17 protein-coding genes, 1 other RNA gene and 1 pseudogene are annotated in these 18169 nt (G+C 62.2%); 5 read left to right on the plus strand and 14 right to left on the minus strand.

Annotated features, from left to right (window positions below; genetic code table 11):
• Positions 1–21: 21 nt before the first annotated feature.
• The 5 genes from NKJ35_RS02070 to NKJ35_RS02090 all read right to left on the minus strand — a co-directional run bounded on the left by NKJ35_RS02070 (position 22) and on the right by NKJ35_RS02090 (position 5423).
• A complete protein-coding gene (locus NKJ35_RS02070) occupies positions 22–1539 on the minus strand; it encodes a DegQ family serine endoprotease (RefSeq protein WP_352644632.1) in 1518 nt (505 codons plus the stop codon).
• A 143-nt stretch (positions 1540–1682) separates the two neighbouring features.
• Complete coding sequence (gene hflC, locus NKJ35_RS02075) at positions 1683–2639, minus strand: protease modulator HflC (protein WP_254818932.1); 957 nt, start codon at positions 2637–2639, stop codon at positions 1683–1685.
• Complete coding sequence (gene hflK, locus NKJ35_RS02080) at positions 2639–3733, minus strand: FtsH protease activity modulator HflK (RefSeq protein WP_023676693.1); 1095 nt, start codon at positions 3731–3733, stop codon at positions 2639–2641. Before hflK ends, hflC begins: the two co-directional genes overlap by 1 nt.
• Before the next feature lie 161 nt (positions 3734–3894).
• The gene (locus tag NKJ35_RS02085; RefSeq protein WP_352475326.1) at positions 3895–4413 is read right to left on the minus strand and encodes a dihydrofolate reductase; all 519 of its coding nucleotides are present in this window, start codon (positions 4411–4413) and stop codon (positions 3895–3897) included.
• Complete coding sequence (locus tag NKJ35_RS02090) at positions 4413–5423, minus strand: DUF4424 domain-containing protein (RefSeq protein ID WP_352644634.1); 1011 nt, start codon at positions 5421–5423, stop codon at positions 4413–4415. Before NKJ35_RS02090 ends, NKJ35_RS02085 begins: the two co-directional genes overlap by 1 nt.
• A 141-nt stretch (positions 5424–5564) precedes the next feature.
• On the opposite strand from NKJ35_RS02090, the gene cobF reads away from it, so the two are divergent.
• A complete protein-coding gene (cobF, locus tag NKJ35_RS02095; protein ID WP_352644636.1) occupies positions 5565–6338 on the plus strand; it encodes a precorrin-6A synthase (deacetylating) in 774 nt (257 codons plus the stop codon).
• Positions 6339–6371: 33 nt separating this feature from the next.
• Here cobF and NKJ35_RS02100 read toward each other — a convergent pair whose 3' ends face one another.
• The 6 genes from NKJ35_RS02100 to NKJ35_RS02125 all read right to left on the minus strand — a co-directional run bounded on the left by NKJ35_RS02100 (position 6372) and on the right by NKJ35_RS02125 (position 10917).
• Entirely contained in the window at positions 6372–6713 is a 342-nt protein-coding gene (locus NKJ35_RS02100; protein WP_023676697.1) for a winged helix-turn-helix domain-containing protein, read from the minus strand.
• 81 nt (positions 6714–6794) lie between these two features.
• Entirely contained in the window at positions 6795–7907 is a 1113-nt protein-coding gene (gene modC, locus NKJ35_RS02105; RefSeq protein ID WP_352644638.1) for a molybdenum ABC transporter ATP-binding protein, read from the minus strand.
• Entirely contained in the window at positions 7904–8608 is a 705-nt protein-coding gene (gene modB, locus NKJ35_RS02110) for a molybdate ABC transporter permease subunit (RefSeq protein WP_254818937.1), read from the minus strand. Before modB ends, modC begins: the two co-directional genes overlap by 4 nt.
• Positions 8609–8624: 16 nt before the next feature.
• Positions 8625–9416: a molybdate ABC transporter substrate-binding protein gene (gene modA, locus NKJ35_RS02115; protein ID WP_502904605.1), complete on the minus strand. Its 792-nt coding sequence runs from the start codon at positions 9414–9416 to the stop codon at positions 8625–8627.
• 281 nt (positions 9417–9697) lie between these two features.
• The gene (locus NKJ35_RS02120) at positions 9698–10492 is read right to left on the minus strand and encodes a thymidylate synthase (RefSeq protein WP_352644640.1); all 795 of its coding nucleotides are present in this window, start codon (positions 10490–10492) and stop codon (positions 9698–9700) included.
• A 113-nt stretch (positions 10493–10605) separates the two neighbouring features.
• On the minus strand, positions 10606–10917 hold the full coding sequence (locus NKJ35_RS02125) for a DUF2853 family protein (protein ID WP_254818940.1): 312 nt from the start codon (positions 10915–10917) through the stop codon (positions 10606–10608).
• 161 nt (positions 10918–11078) lie between these two features.
• On the opposite strand from NKJ35_RS02125, the gene ssrA reads away from it, so the two are divergent.
• Positions 11079–11434, plus strand: a transfer-messenger RNA (tmRNA) gene (gene ssrA, locus NKJ35_RS02130).
• An 80-nt stretch (positions 11435–11514) separates the two neighbouring features.
• Here ssrA and NKJ35_RS02135 read toward each other — a convergent pair.
• Complete coding sequence (locus tag NKJ35_RS02135) at positions 11515–13314, minus strand: acetolactate synthase 3 large subunit (RefSeq protein ID WP_352644642.1); 1800 nt, start codon at positions 13312–13314, stop codon at positions 11515–11517.
• A 402-nt stretch (positions 13315–13716) separates the two neighbouring features.
• Between NKJ35_RS02135 and NKJ35_RS02140 the strand changes: the two genes are divergently transcribed.
• Positions 13717–14457 carry an SDR family oxidoreductase gene (locus NKJ35_RS02140; protein WP_352644644.1) on the plus strand — a complete coding sequence of 247 codons (741 nt, stop codon included), beginning with the start codon at positions 13717–13719 and terminating at the stop codon, positions 14455–14457.
• Positions 14458–14529: 72 nt separating this feature from the next.
• Here NKJ35_RS02140 and NKJ35_RS02145 read toward each other — a convergent pair.
• Positions 14530–15345, minus strand: a pseudogene (locus NKJ35_RS02145) (LysR family transcriptional regulator); the annotation flags it as partial.
• A gap of 101 nt (positions 15346–15446) precedes the next feature.
• Positions 15447–16652, minus strand: a complete 1206-nt coding sequence (locus tag NKJ35_RS02150; RefSeq protein ID WP_023676705.1) for a multidrug effflux MFS transporter — start codon at positions 16650–16652, stop codon at positions 15447–15449.
• Positions 16653–16804: 152 nt separating this feature from the next.
• On the opposite strand from NKJ35_RS02150, the gene NKJ35_RS02155 reads away from it, so the two are divergent.
• The gene (locus NKJ35_RS02155; protein WP_352644645.1) at positions 16805–17488 is read left to right on the plus strand and encodes a TetR/AcrR family transcriptional regulator; all 684 of its coding nucleotides are present in this window, start codon (positions 16805–16807) and stop codon (positions 17486–17488) included.
• A gap of 134 nt (positions 17489–17622) precedes the next feature.
• Positions 17623–18159: an SspB family protein gene (locus NKJ35_RS02160; RefSeq protein WP_254818944.1), complete on the plus strand. Its 537-nt coding sequence runs from the start codon at positions 17623–17625 to the stop codon at positions 18157–18159.
• The last annotated feature ends 10 nt before the right edge of the window (positions 18160–18169 follow it).

Genomic DNA, 18169 nt, shown 5'->3' on the forward strand with positions numbered 1-18169 from the left:
ATGTTGCAGGCTCTTCCGGACTCAATCCATCCGGATTGTCACAAACCTCAGCTCGCCGGTCTTCGACGCCAGCATCAAAAGCGCGTTCTTGCGCCCCTGCTCCTTCAGCGCACCGATCCGGTCCATGACGTCCTTGGGCGTTGCGACCGATTCCTGCGCGATCTCGGTAATCACCTCGCCCGGCTGGACGCCGCGTTCGGCCGCCGCCGAATCCTTGGAGACGTCGGTCACGACGACGCCGGAGACGTCGGCGGCGATGCCGAACTTCGTGCGCGTCTCGTCATTGAGCTCGCCGATCGTCATGCCGAGCACGGAAGCCGTCGAAACCGCAGGCGCCTTGTCGGCGTCGTCCTGGTCGGTGTTGCCGTTTTCACCGCCGCTGGCAAGCTTCTCGCCATCCTCGAGCCGGCCGAGCGTCACCTTGACGGTCTGCTCGACACCCTTGCGCACGATGATCACGTCGACGGCCTTGCCGACCGGGCTCTCCGCCACGACGCGAGGCAGGTCGCGCATTTCATGGATGTCCTTGCCGTCGAACTTGATGATGACGTCGCCGGCCTGGATGGTGCCGTTGTCGACCGGCCCGCCCTTGATGACGCCGGCGACCAGCGCGCCCTTGGCGGTCGCCATGCCCAGGCTCTCGGCAATGTCGTCGGTCACCGGCTGGATGCGCACGCCAAGCCAGCCGCGCCGCGTCTCGCCGAACTGGCGAAGCTGGTCGACGACGCCCGAGGCAAGCTGCGACGGGATCGAGAAGCCGATGCCGATCGAGCCGCCCGACGGCGAGATGATTGCCGTGTTGATGCCGATGACCTCGCCGCTGCTGTTGAACAGCGGTCCACCTGAATTGCCGCGGTTGATCGCGGCATCGGTCTGGATGAAGTCGTCATACGGGCCCGAATTGATGTCGCGATTGCGCGCCGAGACGATGCCGACCGTCACCGTGCCGCCGAGACCGAACGGATTGCCGATCGCCATTACCCAGTCGCCGACACGCATCTTGTTGGAATCGCCAAACTTCACAGCCGTCAGCTTGTGCCCTTTCGGATCGACCTTCAGCACCGCGACGTCGGTCTTGGTGTCGGTGCCGACCAGCGTCGCCTTGAGCGTCACCCCATCGGAGAAATTCACCTCGATGTCGTCGGCATCGGCAATGACGTGGTTGTTGGTCACCACGATGCCCTGCTCGGCGTCGACCACGAAGCCGGAGCCCAGCGACTGCACCTTTTGCCCGCCGCCGCCCTTTTCGCCGCCACGGTTCTTGAAGAAATCGTCGAAGAAGTCCTGGAAGGGCGAGCCTTCCGGCAGCTGCGGCATCGGCACTGCGCCCGGCCCCTCAGTGCCTTTAACAGTCTGCGACGTCGAGATGTTGACCACGGCGCCAAGCAGGCCGGCGGCGAGATCGGCAACCGAGGGCGGCCCGTCGGCTGCCATCGTCGGCGCCACGAACGAGGGAACGGCAACGGCGCCGACCAGAAGCGCAGCGGCCCCGGCGATGAACGTCCGCCTCGCTGCACGCAGAAGGGTGGTGGATGTCATCGAAAGGCCTCCGGGTGTTCTGAAAAAACCGCTTCGGCAAAAATGCCGGTCCGCGTCATGTTGGCAAGAAATAAGGCACGTTTGCGGCTATGGCTACGGCCAGAGGATAAATCCTCCGTTACGCCGGCGCCCCTGCACCGGCCCTACTGGCCGGTGCTTGGCTGTGCCGCCGGTGCGGCGGGAGCGGCAGGCGGTGGTGCCGCCGGTGCCGCAGGCGTTTCCTTGCTGTTCGGGTCGCGGAAAAAGCGGAAGAACTCGGAATTCGGCGACAGCACCATCGTCGTTCCGGTACTGTTCAGCGCCGTGCCATAGGCATTCATCGACCGATAGAAATCGAAGAAGGCCGGATCGCGCTGATAGGCCCCGGCAAACGTGGCGCTGCGCTGGGCTTCACCTTCACCACGCAGGATTTCAGACTCTTTTTGCGCTTCGGCGACGATTTCCACCACTTCGCGGTCGGCGCGAGCCCTGATCCGCTGCGCTGCTTCGTTGCCGCGCGCTCTCAGCCGCTCGGCTTCGGCGAGACGTTCGGCCTTCATGCGGTCGAAGGTCTGCTGCGAAACTTCGGCCGTGAGATCGGTGCGGCGGATGCGGACATCCTCGATCTGCAGGCCAAGCGAGGTGGCATCCGGCCTCAGCTGATCGCGCACCTCGCGCATCATCACGGCGCGCTCTTCCGAGAGCGCCGCCTCGAAGTCTCGCAGGCCATAGACGCGGCGCAAGGCGGCGTCGAGACGCGTCCTCAGCCGGGCCTCGGCCAGTTCGATCTGGCCGGAGACCGCGGCGCGGAACACACGCGGGTCCGAGATACGATAGGCGATAAAGGCATCGACCTCATAGAACTTGCCGCCCGAAACCTGGACGCGGATGTTGTCGAGGTCGAAGCGCAGCACCCTGTTTTCGATCAGCTGCACGGTGTCGGCATCGAAGAAAGAGAATGGCGCCTTGAAATAGATGCCAGGCTGGTTCTTGACGTCGACGATTTCGCCGAACCTGAGCACCAGCGCCTGCTGGCGCGCATTGACGACGAAGACCGACGAATAGAGCAGGAACAGGATGACCGCGGCGATGACCGCAATGACGGGAAGACGGTTGGCCATCACTGGTTTCCTCCGGTGGCCGGTGCCGGCGCCTTCTGCTGCAATGCCGGCAGCGGCAGGTAGGGAACCACCCCTTGCCCGTTGCCCTGCTCGACGATGACCTTGCTCGAATCCTTCAGCACCCTCTCCATCGTCTCCAGGTAGAGCCGCTTGCGCGTCACTTCCGGCGCCTTTGCATATTCGTCATAGACCGAGATGAAGCGCTGCGCCTCGCCTTCGGCCTCCTGCACGACCCGGTTCTTGTAGGCGGCCGCGTCTTCGCGGATCTGTGCGGCCGCACCGCGCGCCTGGCCGAGCTTCTGATTGGAATACTGATTGGCCTGCTCGACGAACTTGTCCTCGTCCTGTTCGGCCCGCTGCACCTCGTCGAACGCATCTGCCACCTCGCGCGGCGGCGCGGCGTCCTCGATCGAAATTGCGTTGACGTTGAGGCCGGCCTTGTAGCCGTCCAGCGTCGTCTGGATGATCTCACGCACCGATGCCGCAATGCCTTGCCGGTCGTCGCGGAAAATGTCCTGCGCCGGGCGCCGGCCGACCGCTTCGCGCATCGCGCTTTCGGCGACCTGCTGCAGCATGCCGTCCGGGTCGGACACGTCGAACAGATAGGCCTTAGGGTCGGAGACCTGATAGGCCACAGAGAACTGCACATTGACGATGTTCTGGTCGCCGGAAAGCATCAGGCCATTGCCGCTGGAACTGCCGCCGCCGATGCTGACAAGCTGCTCGGCGATGTTGGCGGTCTCGACCGTTTCGATGGGCCACCAATGGAAATGCAGGCCAGGTTGTGAGAGCTCCGCCTTCGGCTTGCCGAACCTGAGCTCGACGGCCACTTCGTCGGGCTGCACGGTGTAGACCGCCTTGAACGCCCATAGCACCACCAGCGCCGCAGCAATCAGCCCGAACACGGCAGGGCTCGCGCCACCGCCGCCCGGCAGCGCGCGCCGCAACCTGTCCTGCCCGCGCCGGATGATGTCCTCGAGATCGGGAGGCGAGCCCTGCGGGCCGCTGGGTCCCTTGGGTCCCTGACCCCAAGGCCCCTGATTGTTGCCGCCGCCCCACGGGCCGCCGCCGCCGCTCTTGTCGTTCCAGGGCATGAATGTCCTTTCGCTTGGAATTCCCTCAAGCGCCGGCTCACCGGCGCAAAATCCAATATTATTCTTCTATAGGGATGCAACGGCACGCTTTCAACGCGATCGGCTGCCGCCACTGTCCGCCTTTTGGGTCCATTTAGACCTGTCGCGACCCTTTGTCGTCTTCAATGCACGTCGCGGCGCCGCTCGTAAACCGAATAGCGTGTCGCATGGCTGTCCTTTTCGCCAGCCGCCACGTCTTGCGAGCGGACGATCCGCCACAGCGCCGGATCGATCGGCGGGAAATGGGCATCGCCGTCGACCGCGGCCAGAACATGGGTCACGTGCAGCCTATCGGCCAACGGCAGCGCCTGAGCGTAGATCTCCCCGCCGCCGATGACGCAGATCTCGTCGGCGCCGGCCATGCAGCGCCCGCGCACCGTCGCCAGCGCGATCGCGTCCTCGATCGAATGCGCGACTTCGACGCCCTCGGCGCGCCATGCCCTGTCTCGTGTCACCACGATGTTGAGCCTGCCCGGCAATGGCCGGCCGATGCCTTCATAGGTCTTGCGACCCATGACGATCGGCTTGCCCATCGTATCGGCCTTGAACCGCTTGAGATCGGTGGAAAGCCGCCACGGCAACCCACCCTCGCGTCCGATCACGCCGTTCTCGGCGATGGCGACATAAATCGCGAGATCCATCAGCCGCCGTTCCCGCCATCGGATGGCTCCAGCAGCAATATGTCGATGTCGTGCTCGGGGTAGAAGTTCTGCGCCTTCATCTCGAACGTCGTCGGTCCGATCTTCCTGACGTTTTCGCCGCAAAACGAGACCAGGTTCTTCGGATCGCCCTTGTCGACGGTCAGCTTGAACGCACCGATGTTTCCCGAGGCCCAGTTGCCGCCCGTGGTCAGGATATAGGCGATGCGGTTCTCGAAATATTTGGGGTAGCCGTCGGGATCGTCCTTGGCTGCCTTGCGCACGGCATTCTCGAAGGCATCGTCCATGCAGTAGCGTGTCTTGTAGGCGGCATACTGGCCCTGGAACTGGCCGTCATAGAAGAAGCTGACCGAGGAGGTGCCGCCGACGCTCGGCTTGTAGCGATGCGAGACATGGACCGCCCTGTTGGCCGGAAAGGTCGAGCGCCACCAATAGGTCGAGCGCAATTGCCAGAACGGCGTATAGACGGTCTTCATGCCCGAACCGTCGTCGGCGGTGTCCTCGATGATGATGCCGCGATTGACCCAGTCGTCGGTGACCGCTTGCGGCAGCTTTGCCAGCGCTGCCTTGGCCGCATCGCCGAACGGATAGAACGGTACGCCCTGCGCCTTCAGGTCAGCGCCGATGTCGATGCCGAGCGCGGACACCTTCTGCTCGAGCTGCGGCTTTGCCGGCACCCCGTCGATCGTCACTTCGAAGCCGAGGAAATTGTCGCTCTGCGCCTCCGGAATTGCCGGTATTTCTTCGGGGTCGCCTTCGATGTCGGGCATCGGAAAGGCGACGATCGCATTGACATCCTTGTCGGTGTTGTTGCGGAAGACGTAGTCGACCGTCACCTTTTCCGGCGAGATGTAGAGATCCTCGCTTTCCATCGCCACCGCATCGCTGCGCGAAAGGATCAGCCCACCAGTGCCGAGTTCGGCGACCGAATCATTGGCGAGCGCAGGCGTAGCCGAGAGCGCCAAGGCTGCGGTCAGAACGTAACGGAACATGGAAACTCCCCCGGCGAGAATGCCGACATGACTCTACCTGTTCAATGTGGCGTTTCAAAGCCTTTCGGCAAATGCGCCGGCGCCTGCCGGCATGTCGTGTCGGTCTAGACACGCCGGTCCCGATCGGGCAGGAGTTCGCCCATGCGCAAGCTTCTCGTCATCGGCATCGGCGCCGGCAATCCGGAGCACATGACGGTTCAGGCCATCAACGGCCTCAATCGGGCCGACGTGCTGTTCATTCCCGACAAGGGCGCCAAGAAGAGCGACCTCGCCGAATTGCGCCGCCAGATCTGCGACCGCTTCGTCACTAATCCGAACTCGCGCCGTGTCGAATTCGAGGTGCCGGTGCGCGCCGAGCCGGCGCCTTCCTACCGCTCGACCGTCGACGACTGGCACGAGGCGATCGCCGTGATCTACGAAGGCCTGATCCGCGACGAACTCCCCGAAGATGGCTGCGGCGCCTTCCTGATCTGGGGCGATCCGTCGCTCTACGACAGCGCGCTGCGCATCCTGGATCGCGTGCGCCTCAGAGGCAATATCGCGTTCGAGCTGGAGGTCGTCCCTGGCATCACCGCCATCCAGGCACTCGCCGCCAGCCACAAAATGGCATTGAACCGAATCGGCGACGCCATTTTGATCACCACCGGCCGCCGGCTCACCGAGGAAGGTCTGCCCGAAAACGCCGGCAGCACCATCGTCATGCTGGACGGCAAATGCGCCTTCAACACGCTGGACGACAAGGACGTCACCGTCTACTGGGGGGCCTATCTCGGCACCCCCGACGAGATCGTCATCTCGGGCCGGATTGGCGACGTTGGCGACAAGATCGTGAGCACCCGTGAGGAGGCCCGCCGGAAAAAAGGCTGGATCATGGACACCTATCTGCTGCGCAAGCCGGGCGAGCCGGAGGAGTAGCAGGGATCGAGCGCGGCATGAATTCCGCCGAGTTCACGCTGCGTCGATCTCGGCCTGCAGCGCCTCCATATGCGCCGCCGCTGCTGAAGACGCAGCCCGCTCGATCGCGCGGAAGCGGCTGACCACAGCAAGCCCGACCGACGTCAACTGAGCGCCACCGCCTTTTTTGCCGCCCGTCTGTGCCGCAACCAGCGGCTTACCGAACACCCGGTTCATGTCTTCGACCAGATCCCATGCGTGCTTGTAGGACATCTCCATGCCGCGTGCCGCGGCCGAAATCGAGCCGAAGGCGGCGATCTGTTCCAGAAGCTCGATCTTGCCCGGCCCGATGCGGCCATCCGGATCGAGATTTATCCGCAAACTCAGCGACGGCATTTGCTCCTCCGCGGTCACGCTATTCTACAAGTTCTGCAGCGATACCGCTATTCCCAAACGATATAGCGAATCATCGGCCGTTCACCCATCCGCCTCGGCCGGCATGCCGGCGCCGGTATTCGCCCGGTCGAAGCTCACCGTCTTGACCACGGCGAAGACCTGTCGACCAAGCCGGAGCCCCAGCGTCTGCCGCGACTGTTCGGTGATGCGGGCAAGCACGGTTGCGCCATTGCAGTCGAGGCCGATCTCGACCGTAGGCCCTTCGCCCGGCTCTATCGCCACGATCGTGCCCGGCAATATGTTGAGCGCGCTGAGGCCAACCGGCTGCTCGGTGGCGATCATCACGTCGCGGGCACGGATGCGGACGCGCACCGGCGCACCGACTGGCATTGCCAGAAGCGGCACCCGGATCTCGCCTGCCGCCGAGCCAAGCACGGTCATGCCAAACGCCTCGTCGTGGCGCAGAACCGCGGTATCCAGCACGGCACCGCCCTCGCCCCGCTCTTCGGCCGGCAATAGATCCAGACGCTGCATGATCGCTCCGGTCGGACCGGTAGCGGCGACCTTGCCTTGCATCAGCACCACGACGTCACTCGCCAGCCGCGCCACTTCGGCGATCGAGTGGCTGACATATACGATCGGAATTTTTGTCTCGTCGCGTAGCCGCTCGATATAAGGCAAGATCTCGGCCTTGCGCGCCTCGTCGAGCGACGCCAGCGGCTCGTCCATCAGCAGCAATTTCGGACTGGCAAGCAGCGCCCGGCCGATTGCCACGCGCTGCTTCTCGCCACCGGAGAGTTTTGCCGGCCGCCGGTCGAGCAGATGACCGATGCCGAGCAATTCGACCACGCCATCGATATCAGCGTAGCGCTCGGCAGCCGGCGTGAACCAACGGCCATAGCGCAGATTGCTCGCCACGCTCATATGCGGAAACAGCCGCGCATCCTGGAACACCATGCCGATCCGCCGCTTATGTTTCGGCACGAACAGGCCGGCGTCGCTATCGACCAGCACGCGGCCCTCGGCCGCGATACGGCCTTTGTCGGGGCGGATCAGCCCGGCAATCAAATTGATGAGCGTCGTCTTTCCGGAGCCGGAAGGCCCGAACAGCGCAGTCAGCCGCCCGGCGCTCTCGAAGCGGGCATTGACGGCGAAACCGCCAAGCCGGTGGCTGATGTCGACCTGAACCGTCATTCGATGTCCATCCGCCGGCCGACACGCCGCGCCAGCACTTCCGAGGCCACGAGTGCCGCCATCGATATGACGATCGAGATCAGCGTCAGCCTGAGCGCGCCGGCGTCGCCGCCGGGAACCTGCGTGAAAGTATAGATCGCCGACGGCAGCGTCTGCGTCTCGTTCGGGATGTTGGAGACGAAGGTGATCGTCGCGCCGAATTCGCCCATCGCCTTGGCGAAGGAGAGGATCGCACCGGCGATCAGGCCGGGCAGGATAAGCGGCAGGGTGATCGTGCCGAATACCCATAGCGGATTGGCGCCAAGCGTGCCGGCGGCCGCCTCGATTTTGCGGTCGACGGCCTCGATAGACAGCCGGATCGCCCGCACCATCAGCGGAAAACCCATTACCCCGCAGGCGAGCGCGGCGCCCGTCCAGCGAAAGGAAAAAACGATGCCGAAATGCTCGGCCAGGAAAGCCCCGGCCGGACCGCGCTTGCCGAAAGTCAAAAGCAGCAAATAGCCGGTCACCACCGGCGGCAGGATCAGCGGCAGATGCACCAGACCATTGAGCAGCGTCTTGCCCCAGAACTGGCCGCGGGCGAGCACAAGGGCGATTGCTACGCCCGGCGGCAGGCTGGCGATCATCGCCACGGTCGCCACCTTGATCGACAGCCGGACCGCGTTCCATTCGTCGGGAGTAAGATCCAGCAGCCAGTTCATACGTCAGCGCGTTGCCCTAATTGCTCGGCGCGAGCACGGTAAAACCTTGCCCCTTGAAGAGTTCGCCAGCCTTGGCGGATTGCAGGCATTTTAGGAATGCCGGGGTATCCTTGCCCTTCGAATCCGCAAGCTGGGCGACTGGATAGATGATCGGCGGATGGGTACCCGCGGGGAAAGTGCCGACCACTTTCACGCCAGGCTCCGCATGCGCATCCGTGGCGTAGACGATGCCGAGTGCTGCCTCGCCGGTCGATACCAGCTTTAGAGCGGCGCGGACATTCTCGGCCTGCGCCACCTTGCCTTCGACGGAAGACCAGACACCGAGCGATTCGAGGGCTGCCTTGCCGTATTTGCCGGCCGGCACCGCCTTGACATCGCCCATGGCAAGTTTGCCGTCACCGACGAGCCCGGCAAGAGCGAACCCCTTTTCAATCCTGGTCTCGACCTTGGAATCCCGCGGCGCGACCAGCACGATCTGGTTACCGAGCAGTTTCATTTCGGTTTCGGGCTTGGTCAGCTTCCTGTCGGAAAGATATTTCATCCAGTCGAGATCGGCCGAGATGAACACGTCTGCCGGCGCGCCGCTTTCGATCTGCCTAGCCAGCGCCGAGCTCGCCGCGTAGGAAATGGTTGCCACCTCGCCGACGTCGGCCTCGCAGGCTTTGTTGACGGCGTCGAGCCCTTCCTTGAGGCTCGCCGCAGCAAACACGACCACCTTGTTATCGGCATAGGCCGCCGGCACCACGACCATCAGCATGGCGGCGAGACCGACTTTGGCAATCGTCGTCGAACCCTTGCGCGTCAGCATGAAACTCTCCTCGTCTCGGATCGCCCGAAGCCGTCTATCGATATATCCATGTGAACATAACAAGGAAAGCTTCTTTACCGGCCACGGTCTTCTGGGCTGAGGTTTTCGTGGCCTGCGATAATCTTCGTTGGATACAGCGGTATCGAGGCCGAAGGAAATATTGAATAAAAACAGCGACCAGGGATTGCGTCAGGTCGACGTCGGCCGATCAAGTTGAATGCTGACAACGCCAAGGGCGTAGCCACAGTAGGCAATTTCGATATGGACGGTCAGCTATGGCGCTAAACCGCGATCGGTGCCTTGATCGTCGCGTCGGCGAAATAGTTGTCGAGCCGGAAATTCTCGAAGCGGAAGGCAAAGAGATCTTTCACCTCGGGGTTTATCCATAGCGTCGGCAACGCCTTGGGCGTGCGCCGCAATTGTTCGCGCGCCTGCTCGAAATGGTTCGAGTAAAGATGCGCATCGCCGAGCGTGTGGATGAAATCGCCGGGTTTCAATCCGGTCACCTGCGCCACCATCAGCGTCAGCAACGCATAGGAAGCGATGTTGAACGGCACACCGAGAAAGATATCGCCCGAACGCTGGTAGAGCTGGCAGGAAAGCTTGCCTTCCGAAACATAGAACTGGAACAGGCAGTGGCAGGGCGGCAACGCCATGGCCTCCACCTCGGCCGGGTTCCACGCCGAAACGATCAGCCGCCGCGAAGTAGGATTTTTGCGTATCTCCTTCAGAAGATTCGCAATCTGGTCGATGACGCCGCCATGGCAGTCCGGCCACGACCGCCACTGTTTGCCATAGACCGGACCAAGATCGCCGTTCTCGTCGGCCCACTCATCCCAGATCGAGACGCCGTGATCGTTGAGATATTTGATGTTGGTGTCGCCGGCCAGGAACCACAAAAGCTCGTGGACAATCGACTTCAGGTGCAGCTTCTTGGTGGTGGTGACCGGAAAGCCGCGGGCCAGGTCGAAGCGCATCTGGTAGCCGAATACCGAGCGCGTTCCGGTGCCGGTACGGTCGCCGCGATCAGTGCCGTTTTCCAGCACATGCTTCAGAAGATCGAGATACTGGCGCATCTGCTCCGGTCCGATTCGGGTTGTCAGCCATCATAGCCGAATGACCGTCGGCCGAACACAGCAAAGCGAGACGATTCCAGCAGAAGCCTCACCAGCATCAGCGGCGAGGTTGCTCAGAGCGAGCCGAGCATGCCCAGATCCCTGGCGACAAGGTAATAGAACGTCACCCGGCTCTTGCTGTTGTCGGCCGCCATCGCCTTGCAGGCCTTTTCGATAGCCGCATCTGCCTTGGCGCCGTCGGTGACGCCGAGCTTGCCGGCGACCCAGCTGTTCCTGACGCGCTTCAGTTCCTCCGGGTCGGTGCAGGACACCAGCGAGGAATCGCGGTTCCTGAGCGCGATGCCCAGATGTTTGACGATCTTGGCGACCGCGTCGGCATCCGCCGCCGCATCATATTTCTTTACGTCTGCAAGATAATCGGCCATCGAATTTCCCCTCGTCGGCGCCACGGGATCCGGTTGATGAGGATTGTGGCGCGCTGCCGCAAGTATGCGCTAGGTCTCCTCACCGCCACAAAGCTTCGGTTGAGACCGGCTACAAGTCAACCCTTCATGATCCACGTTGGCACCGACGAAAGTGGCATTCCGGCCTTTCATTTTCCACCGCCAGTCCCTATATTCGCTTCGTCGGCGCGACCGACTATGGCGATAAACAGGCGATGAAATAAGCCGTTCGGACCCGGGGGCGGTACCCGGCGCCTCCACCAAAAACCGCTGCTCAGGAGCGGCTTTTGCTGGGGGCGAAATAGGATCGACGAAGGTGTAAAGATCGTACTTTTGCCCGGCATTGTACCACCGTTATCGGGCTAAACTTATAGTTGCCAACGACAACTATGCGGAAGCACGTCTCGCCGCGTAAGCGGTGCGATAGCTTCAATTCAAGCCCTAGTGGTTCGCACTTCTAGGCGGGGTTCGGAGGTACCTGGCAACAGAAACCTCCATTCTCCCTTTTTGATATGTGCAGCTGCAGGCTCGTCGGCGGCTTTTTTTATGCGCCCTGACAGACCCAAGGCGCCGCAGCGTTTATACCAATCGCTGGCTGACCGCATCGATCGCACCGGCGAATGTTTCACCTGTGGCCGCGTCGTCGGGCAACAGCATTTCATTGTGCCCCCTGCCAGTCCGGATCATCGGAAAACAATTGGCGAGCTTGGCAACACGACAGTCAAGGAGCACCGGCCCGCCCACATCGATCATCTCCTGTATCGCATCGTCAAGGTCGGCTGGTTTGTCGCAGCGCAGGCCGACCGCTCCGAACGCCTCGGCCAATTTGACAAAATCGGGCAAGGCCTCGGAATAGGAATGCGCGAGGCGGTTGCCGTGAAGAATTTGCTGCCACTGGCGAACCATGCCCATATATCCGTTGTTCAGAATGAAGATCTTGATCGGCGCGTCGTACTGGACTGCCGTCGACATCTCTTTCATGGTCATCTGAACCGATGCGTCGCCGGCAATATCGATGACAAGGCTGTCTGGATGTGCGATCTGCACGCCCAGCGCCGCCGGCAGGCCGTAGCCCATCGTCCCGAGGCCGCCCGAACTCATCCAGCGGTTCGGCTTTTCCAAGCCGTAGAATTGGGCCGCCCACATCTGATGCTGGCCCACTTCAGTGGTGATGTATGTGTCGCGATCCTTCGTCAGCGCGTAGAGACGCTCCACCGCATATTGCGGCATGATCACATCCTTGTTCATCTCATAGGAGAATGAATTGCGTGCGCGCCAGCCGGCGATCCTTCTCCACCAGTCCTGGAGGCGGCCTCCATCCGGTTTCTGAGGCAATGCGCGCCATAGACGAACCATGTCATCCAGAACATTGCCGACATCGCCTTGTATGCCGATATCGACGTGGACGTTCTTGTTGATCGAGGACGGATCTATGTCGATATGGATCTTGCTGGAGTTCGGCGAAAAAGCGTCCACACGCGAGGTCACGCGGTCATCGAAGCGCGCGCCGACACAGATCATGACGTCGCAATCGTGCATCGCCATGTTGGCCTCATAGAAACCATGCAGACCGACCATCTTGAGCCAGTTCTTGCCGGAGGCGGGGTAAGCTCCAAGGCCCATCAGCGTCGAGGTGACCGGAAAGTCGGTCAGTTGAACCAGCTCCCGGAGCAACCTCGATGCTTCCGGGCCGGAATTGACGATGCCGCCGCCGGCATAAATAACGGGACGGCTGGCATTGGCCATCAATTCTATCGCCTGGCCGATCTTGCCGATATCGCCCTGCAGCTTCGGTTGATAGTTCTTCAGCGCGACAACGTCCGAAGGCGGCGTGTACATTCCGGACGCAAACAGAACGTCCTTCGGCATGTCGACGAGAACAGGCCCCGGCCGCCCCGACCGGGCGATGTGGAATGCCCCATGGATCGCTGACGCCAGGTCATTGACGTCTTTGACCAAAGAGTTGTGCTTGGTGCAGGATCGCGTGATGCCAATCGTGTCACATTCCTGAAACGCATCGGAGCCGATCAATGTTGTCGGCACTTGTCCGGACAGACAGACGATCGGCACTGAATCCATCAGTGCGTCCTGCAGGGGCGTCACGGCATTTGTCGTGCCTGGGCCTGACGTGACCAGCATCACGCCGACCTTGCCTGTGGACCGGGCATAACCCTCGGCGGCATGGCCGGCGCCCTGTTCGTGGCGCACAAGGATATGCTTGATGTCGTCCTGCTGGAATATCTCGTCATAGATCGGCAATATGGCCGCGCCGGGATAGCCGAAAATATGCTCCACACCATTGTCTTTGAGTGCGCGGAGAACGATCTCCGCTCCTGTCATGCGGTTGCTCGTATGCCGAATGGAATTATCGCCTGTCATGGTTCTGTCCCGTAGCGTGATGAGGATGGGTTGACGGGGCGTCGCCGAATTCGGGCGCAAGAGGAATTTCGGGCATAAAAAAAGGCCCCGTCAGGAGCCTGTTTGTCGCGCACGGGTGGCTGTCGCCGGATGGTTACACCATCCTGCCCGTGCGCTTTCCTACCACTGCAAGAACCGTTGCGATTTTCATGATGATCGCTGCTACACAGAAAATCGTGCATCGTCAACGTCTCAGGCTGAGGCGTCTCAGGCTGAGGCGAAAGCCCAAGGGCTTCCCATCATCGGAACCTCCGATGGCAGCATTCGTATCTTCCCGTTTCCCTTCTCTCATGCCTTTGCGGGACAAGGCCTCAATTTCTCGCCGCGTGTGGTCATGCCCGGCGAGCTACTGATGGAGACAAGATGAACCAGGAAACCACACCAAAACACGAACGCATCCTGATCGTTGGCGGCAGTTCCGGCATGGGGCTGTCGCTGGCCGAACAGCGGCTTGCCGCCGGCGCCGAGGTTACGATCGTCGGCCGCTCCCAGGACCGGTTGTCGGCCGCACGGCGCCGCTCGCCTCACCCGGAAAGGCTGAGGACGATCGCAGCCGACGTCACAAGCGAGGACGAGGTCCGACGCCTGTTCCAGGATGTCGGTACGCTCGACCACATCGTCTCGACCGCCGCCGACGTCACGGGCGTCTATGTATTGCTTCCCGACATGGACATCTCGTTGGCGCGGAAAGTGATGGATTCCAAGGTCGTCGGACCGCTTCTTCTTGCCAAGCATGGCGCGCCTCGTCTGACGCCCAGGGGATCGATCACGCTGACCTCGGGCATCGCCGCCTATCGTCCGGCTGCGAAAGGCTCGGTGGTGGCAGCCGTTAATGGGGCCCTCGCCTCACTCGCCTACGCGCTTGCCGTCGAACTGGCGCCGATCCGCGTCAACGTCGTCTCGCCGGGCTGGGTCGACACGCCGATTTGGAATGCCGTCGCCGGCAGCGGAAAGACGGCTGCGCTGGACGGCATGGCAAAGCGCCTGCTCGTCGGCCGGATCGGGCAGGCAGCCGACATTGCCCAGGCCATCACGTCCCTGATGCATAACGGCTTCATCACCGGAACGGTGCTTCATGTCGATGGTGGCCAGCGGCTGGTCTAGCCATGGCCAAATTTCGTGAACCATTGCGAGGAACAGCCGCAGCACCGGCGCTTGAATGCGCCGGTGGCGCCATACCATGGTGACCGGCGTCACCGGGCTGCTTCCGACCCAAGGCAACACGACGATATTGGCGTCGGCCGCGGAAGCCACGAGACGCGGAACCAGCGCGCATCCAAGACCGGCTGCAACAAGGCCCCGTATCGCACCCATGCTTGCGAACTCGCCGACGAGTTTTGGACAGTCAGGCAATGTTGCGGCAAACGTTTCGTCGAACATCCGCCTATAGACGCAACCGGGCTGGGTGACGAGGAAGGCCTCGTCAGCCAGGTCGTCGGACCTTATGGCAGAATATCCGGCCAACCGGTGATTTGCCGGCATTATGACGACGAGCTCTTCCTCGGCTATCTGTTCGCTTCGCAGCTCCGGCGCCGCCGCCGGGACGGCTCCGAAATGGAACGATACGTCCAGCGCCCCGCTTGTCACGCCGGCACGCAACCCACTGCTATCGTTCGCCCTGAGGTCCAGTTCCACATCGGGATGACGCCGATGGAATTCCCCCAGCAAAGCCGGCAAGCGTGTCGAGCAAAGCGTCTCCAGGCCGCCGACCGTCAGACGACCGGCAACCGTACCGCTCGCGTCGGCGACAGCGGAACGGGCTTCGTCCGCAAGGTCGAGGAGATCGTTTGCGTAGTCCAGCAGGCGCTGTCCTGCCGCCGTCAGCTTCAAGCCACGCCGTGACCTGTCGAACAGCGACGTGCCCAGATCGGCTTCCAGCGCCTGGATCTGTTCGGTCACGCTCGATTGGGCAAGATGAACCCGCTCGGAGGCGCGCGTGATGTTCAAGGTGGTGGCGACCGCCACGAAGGTCTTGAGATGTCGAAGCTGCATGTCTTGAACCCGTCATATAGGCATAGGCTGCTTTGAACCGGGACCGCAAACGTGAAAAGGCCGGGAACATCGCCCGGCCTTTTTGTCTCGACAGGTGAAGCTTACTCCGCCGGCGCTTCCGCAACGTCCCGGCTGCGGCCGAGCGTTATCTTGGCCAGTGTGAAGGAGATCGCCGCGCACAGCGTGATGCCCGCCACCATCGGCAGCGGCGTGCCGTCGAAAAACACGCCGGCGACGCCCATGGCGACCGCGCCGATGGCGAAGTGCAGCGTGCCCATCAGCGCCGAAGCGGTGCCGGCGATCTCGCCATGCTCTTCCATGGCCAGCACCGACGTCGTCGGGATGACCAGGCCGAGAAAGCCGTAGCCGATGAACAGCAGCGCCGCCATTACGTCGAGCCGGTCGACACCCGATGCCATCACCGCGAACAGCACCACCATCGTCGTCGCATAGCCGGTCACCGCGACGCGCACCACGCGCTGCAGCCCGAACCGCTCCGACAGCAACCCGGTCAGCTGCGACATGCCGATGAAGGCAACCGCATTGATCGAGAAGAACACGCTGTAAACCGAAGGGGACAGGCCATAATGGTCGATCAGGATGAAGGACGAGCTCGACAGATAGACAAAAAAGCTCGCAATGCCGAAGCCGGCGATGGCCGTCAGGCCAAGGAAGTTGCGGTCGCCCATCAGGAAGCGATAGCCGGAAAGTGCCGTCCCGAAGGACGAACCGGCGCGCTCTTCGACCGGCCGCGTCTCCTTGAGAGAGGTCGCCAGCAGGATGGTGGCCAGCACGGCCGCGCCCGTCACCGTCCAGAACACGGCCCGCCAGCCGAAGTTCTCGATGATCTGGCTACCGGTCAGCGGCGCCAGGATCGGCGAGACCGAAAACACCAGCATCAGCAGCGACATCAACTTGGCGGCCTCGGTGCCGGTATGCAGGTCGCGCACGATCGCGCGCGGTACGGCCATGCCGGCGCTGGCGCCGAGCCCTTGCAGGAAGCGGAAGGCGATCAGCCATTCGATCGAGGGAGCCAGCGCCGAGCCGACGCCGCCGACCATGAACAGCGCCAGGCCGCCGTAGAGCGGCAGCTTGCGGCCGACCATGTCGGAGATCGGTCCGACGACGATCTGGCCGAAGCCCATGGAAAGAAAGAAGATCAGCAGGCTCATCTGCACCGCGGCAGTGCCGGCATGCAGATCCTCGCCGATTGACGGCAGGGCTGGAAGATACATGTCGATGGCAAACGGGCCGATCGCGGACAATAGGCCGAGCACGACCGCAATGCGGAGGAATTTGGCGTTCATGATAGCAGGCTCTTTCGAATTCTGGTTGCCGCCGAGGACCGGCGCGTAACCCTAGGACGTTCCGACTCTTCTGCGGAACGAAACTCCCTTCGTGCAGTCCACAAATTTAGACAGGCTTGTCTAATTCGTCAACCACCTCTATATAGTTTTGCATGAAGGCCAACGTTTCTCCTGACATTTTCCCGCCACGGGGCCATGAGGCCAAGCGGATGTCGATTGTCGATGCCGCCACCTCGGTCTTCTGCCGCGAAAGCTTCGCCGGTGCCAATATCGACATGATTGCGGCCGAAGCCGGCGTCTCCCGCCAGACCATCTACAATCATCACGGCGACAAGGAAAAACTCTTCGTTGCCATCGTCCGCGACCTCACCGAACGTTGCAACGCCGGCATCTTTTCCACGATTTCCACTTTTCCCGATCAGCCGAAGGATCTCGAGGCCGACCTCATCGCTTTTGCTGTGCGGATGAATCACAACTGCATCTGCAACCGCGACGGCAAATTCCTGCGCAAGCTGATCCAGACCGAGGGCGGGCGCTATCCCGAGTTGTTCGCCGAATGGCGCGAAGAAGGACCGGGCAGGACATGGCCGGCGATCGCCGCCCGCTTCGCCCGCCTCGCTCATGCCGGCTTCCTTGATATCGATGATCCCGACGTCGCAGCGCGCCAGTTCATGGCGCTTGCCAATGCCGAGTTGCAGACGACGTTCATGCTCGGCGGCACACCGACCGAGGACGAGGTGGTGCAGTCGGCGACAAATGGCGTGCGCACCTTCCTGCGCGCCTTCGGCAAGCGGCGGCCTGTGGCTGGTAAACAGGGCGCGCTCGCCACCGCTTGACGATCAAAGCCGTTTGACGATCAAATCGTCGCCGATGGGCTTCGCTTCCGCACGCAGGCGATCTATATCCGGTTTACGCCGCGCTCAAGCTTGATTACAGCTATCAGGACGATTCAACGGAACCCGACAGCCACATGGCCGACGACCACATCCGCTACGACATTCTGGCCCAGGAGGCGTTGCGCGGCGTCATGCGCAAAGTCCTGGCCGAGGTCGCACGCACCGGTCTCCCGGGCAACCATCACTTCTTCATCACCTTTCTCACCGGCGCGCCGGGCGTGCGCGTGTCGTCGCGGCTGCGCGAGCGCTATCCCGAACAGATGACCATCGTCATCCAGTTCCAGTATTGGGACCTGAAGGTGAGCGACACCGGCTTCGAAGTCGGGCTGTCGTTTTCCGACGTGCCGGAGAAACTGGAAATCCCGTTCTCGGCAGTGCGCGGCTTTTACGATCCATCCGTCAACTTCGAGCTCGAATTCGACGTCAAGACCGATACCCCGGCGGAACAGGAGACAAAGGCCAAGCCTGCTCCCGAGCCGCTGGCCATAGTCGCCGAGAAAAAGCCTGAGACGAAGAAGAAAAACGCTGAGGTGGAAAAAAAGCCGGCCGCGGCCGATGCCGGTGCCAAGGGCGCCGACGTGGTGTCGCTCGACGCCTTCCGCAAGAAGTGACCGGCGGGCG

This window comes from Mesorhizobium sp. M0136 (assembly GCF_040322515.1).
Lineage (GTDB): Bacteria > Pseudomonadota > Alphaproteobacteria > Rhizobiales > Rhizobiaceae > Mesorhizobium.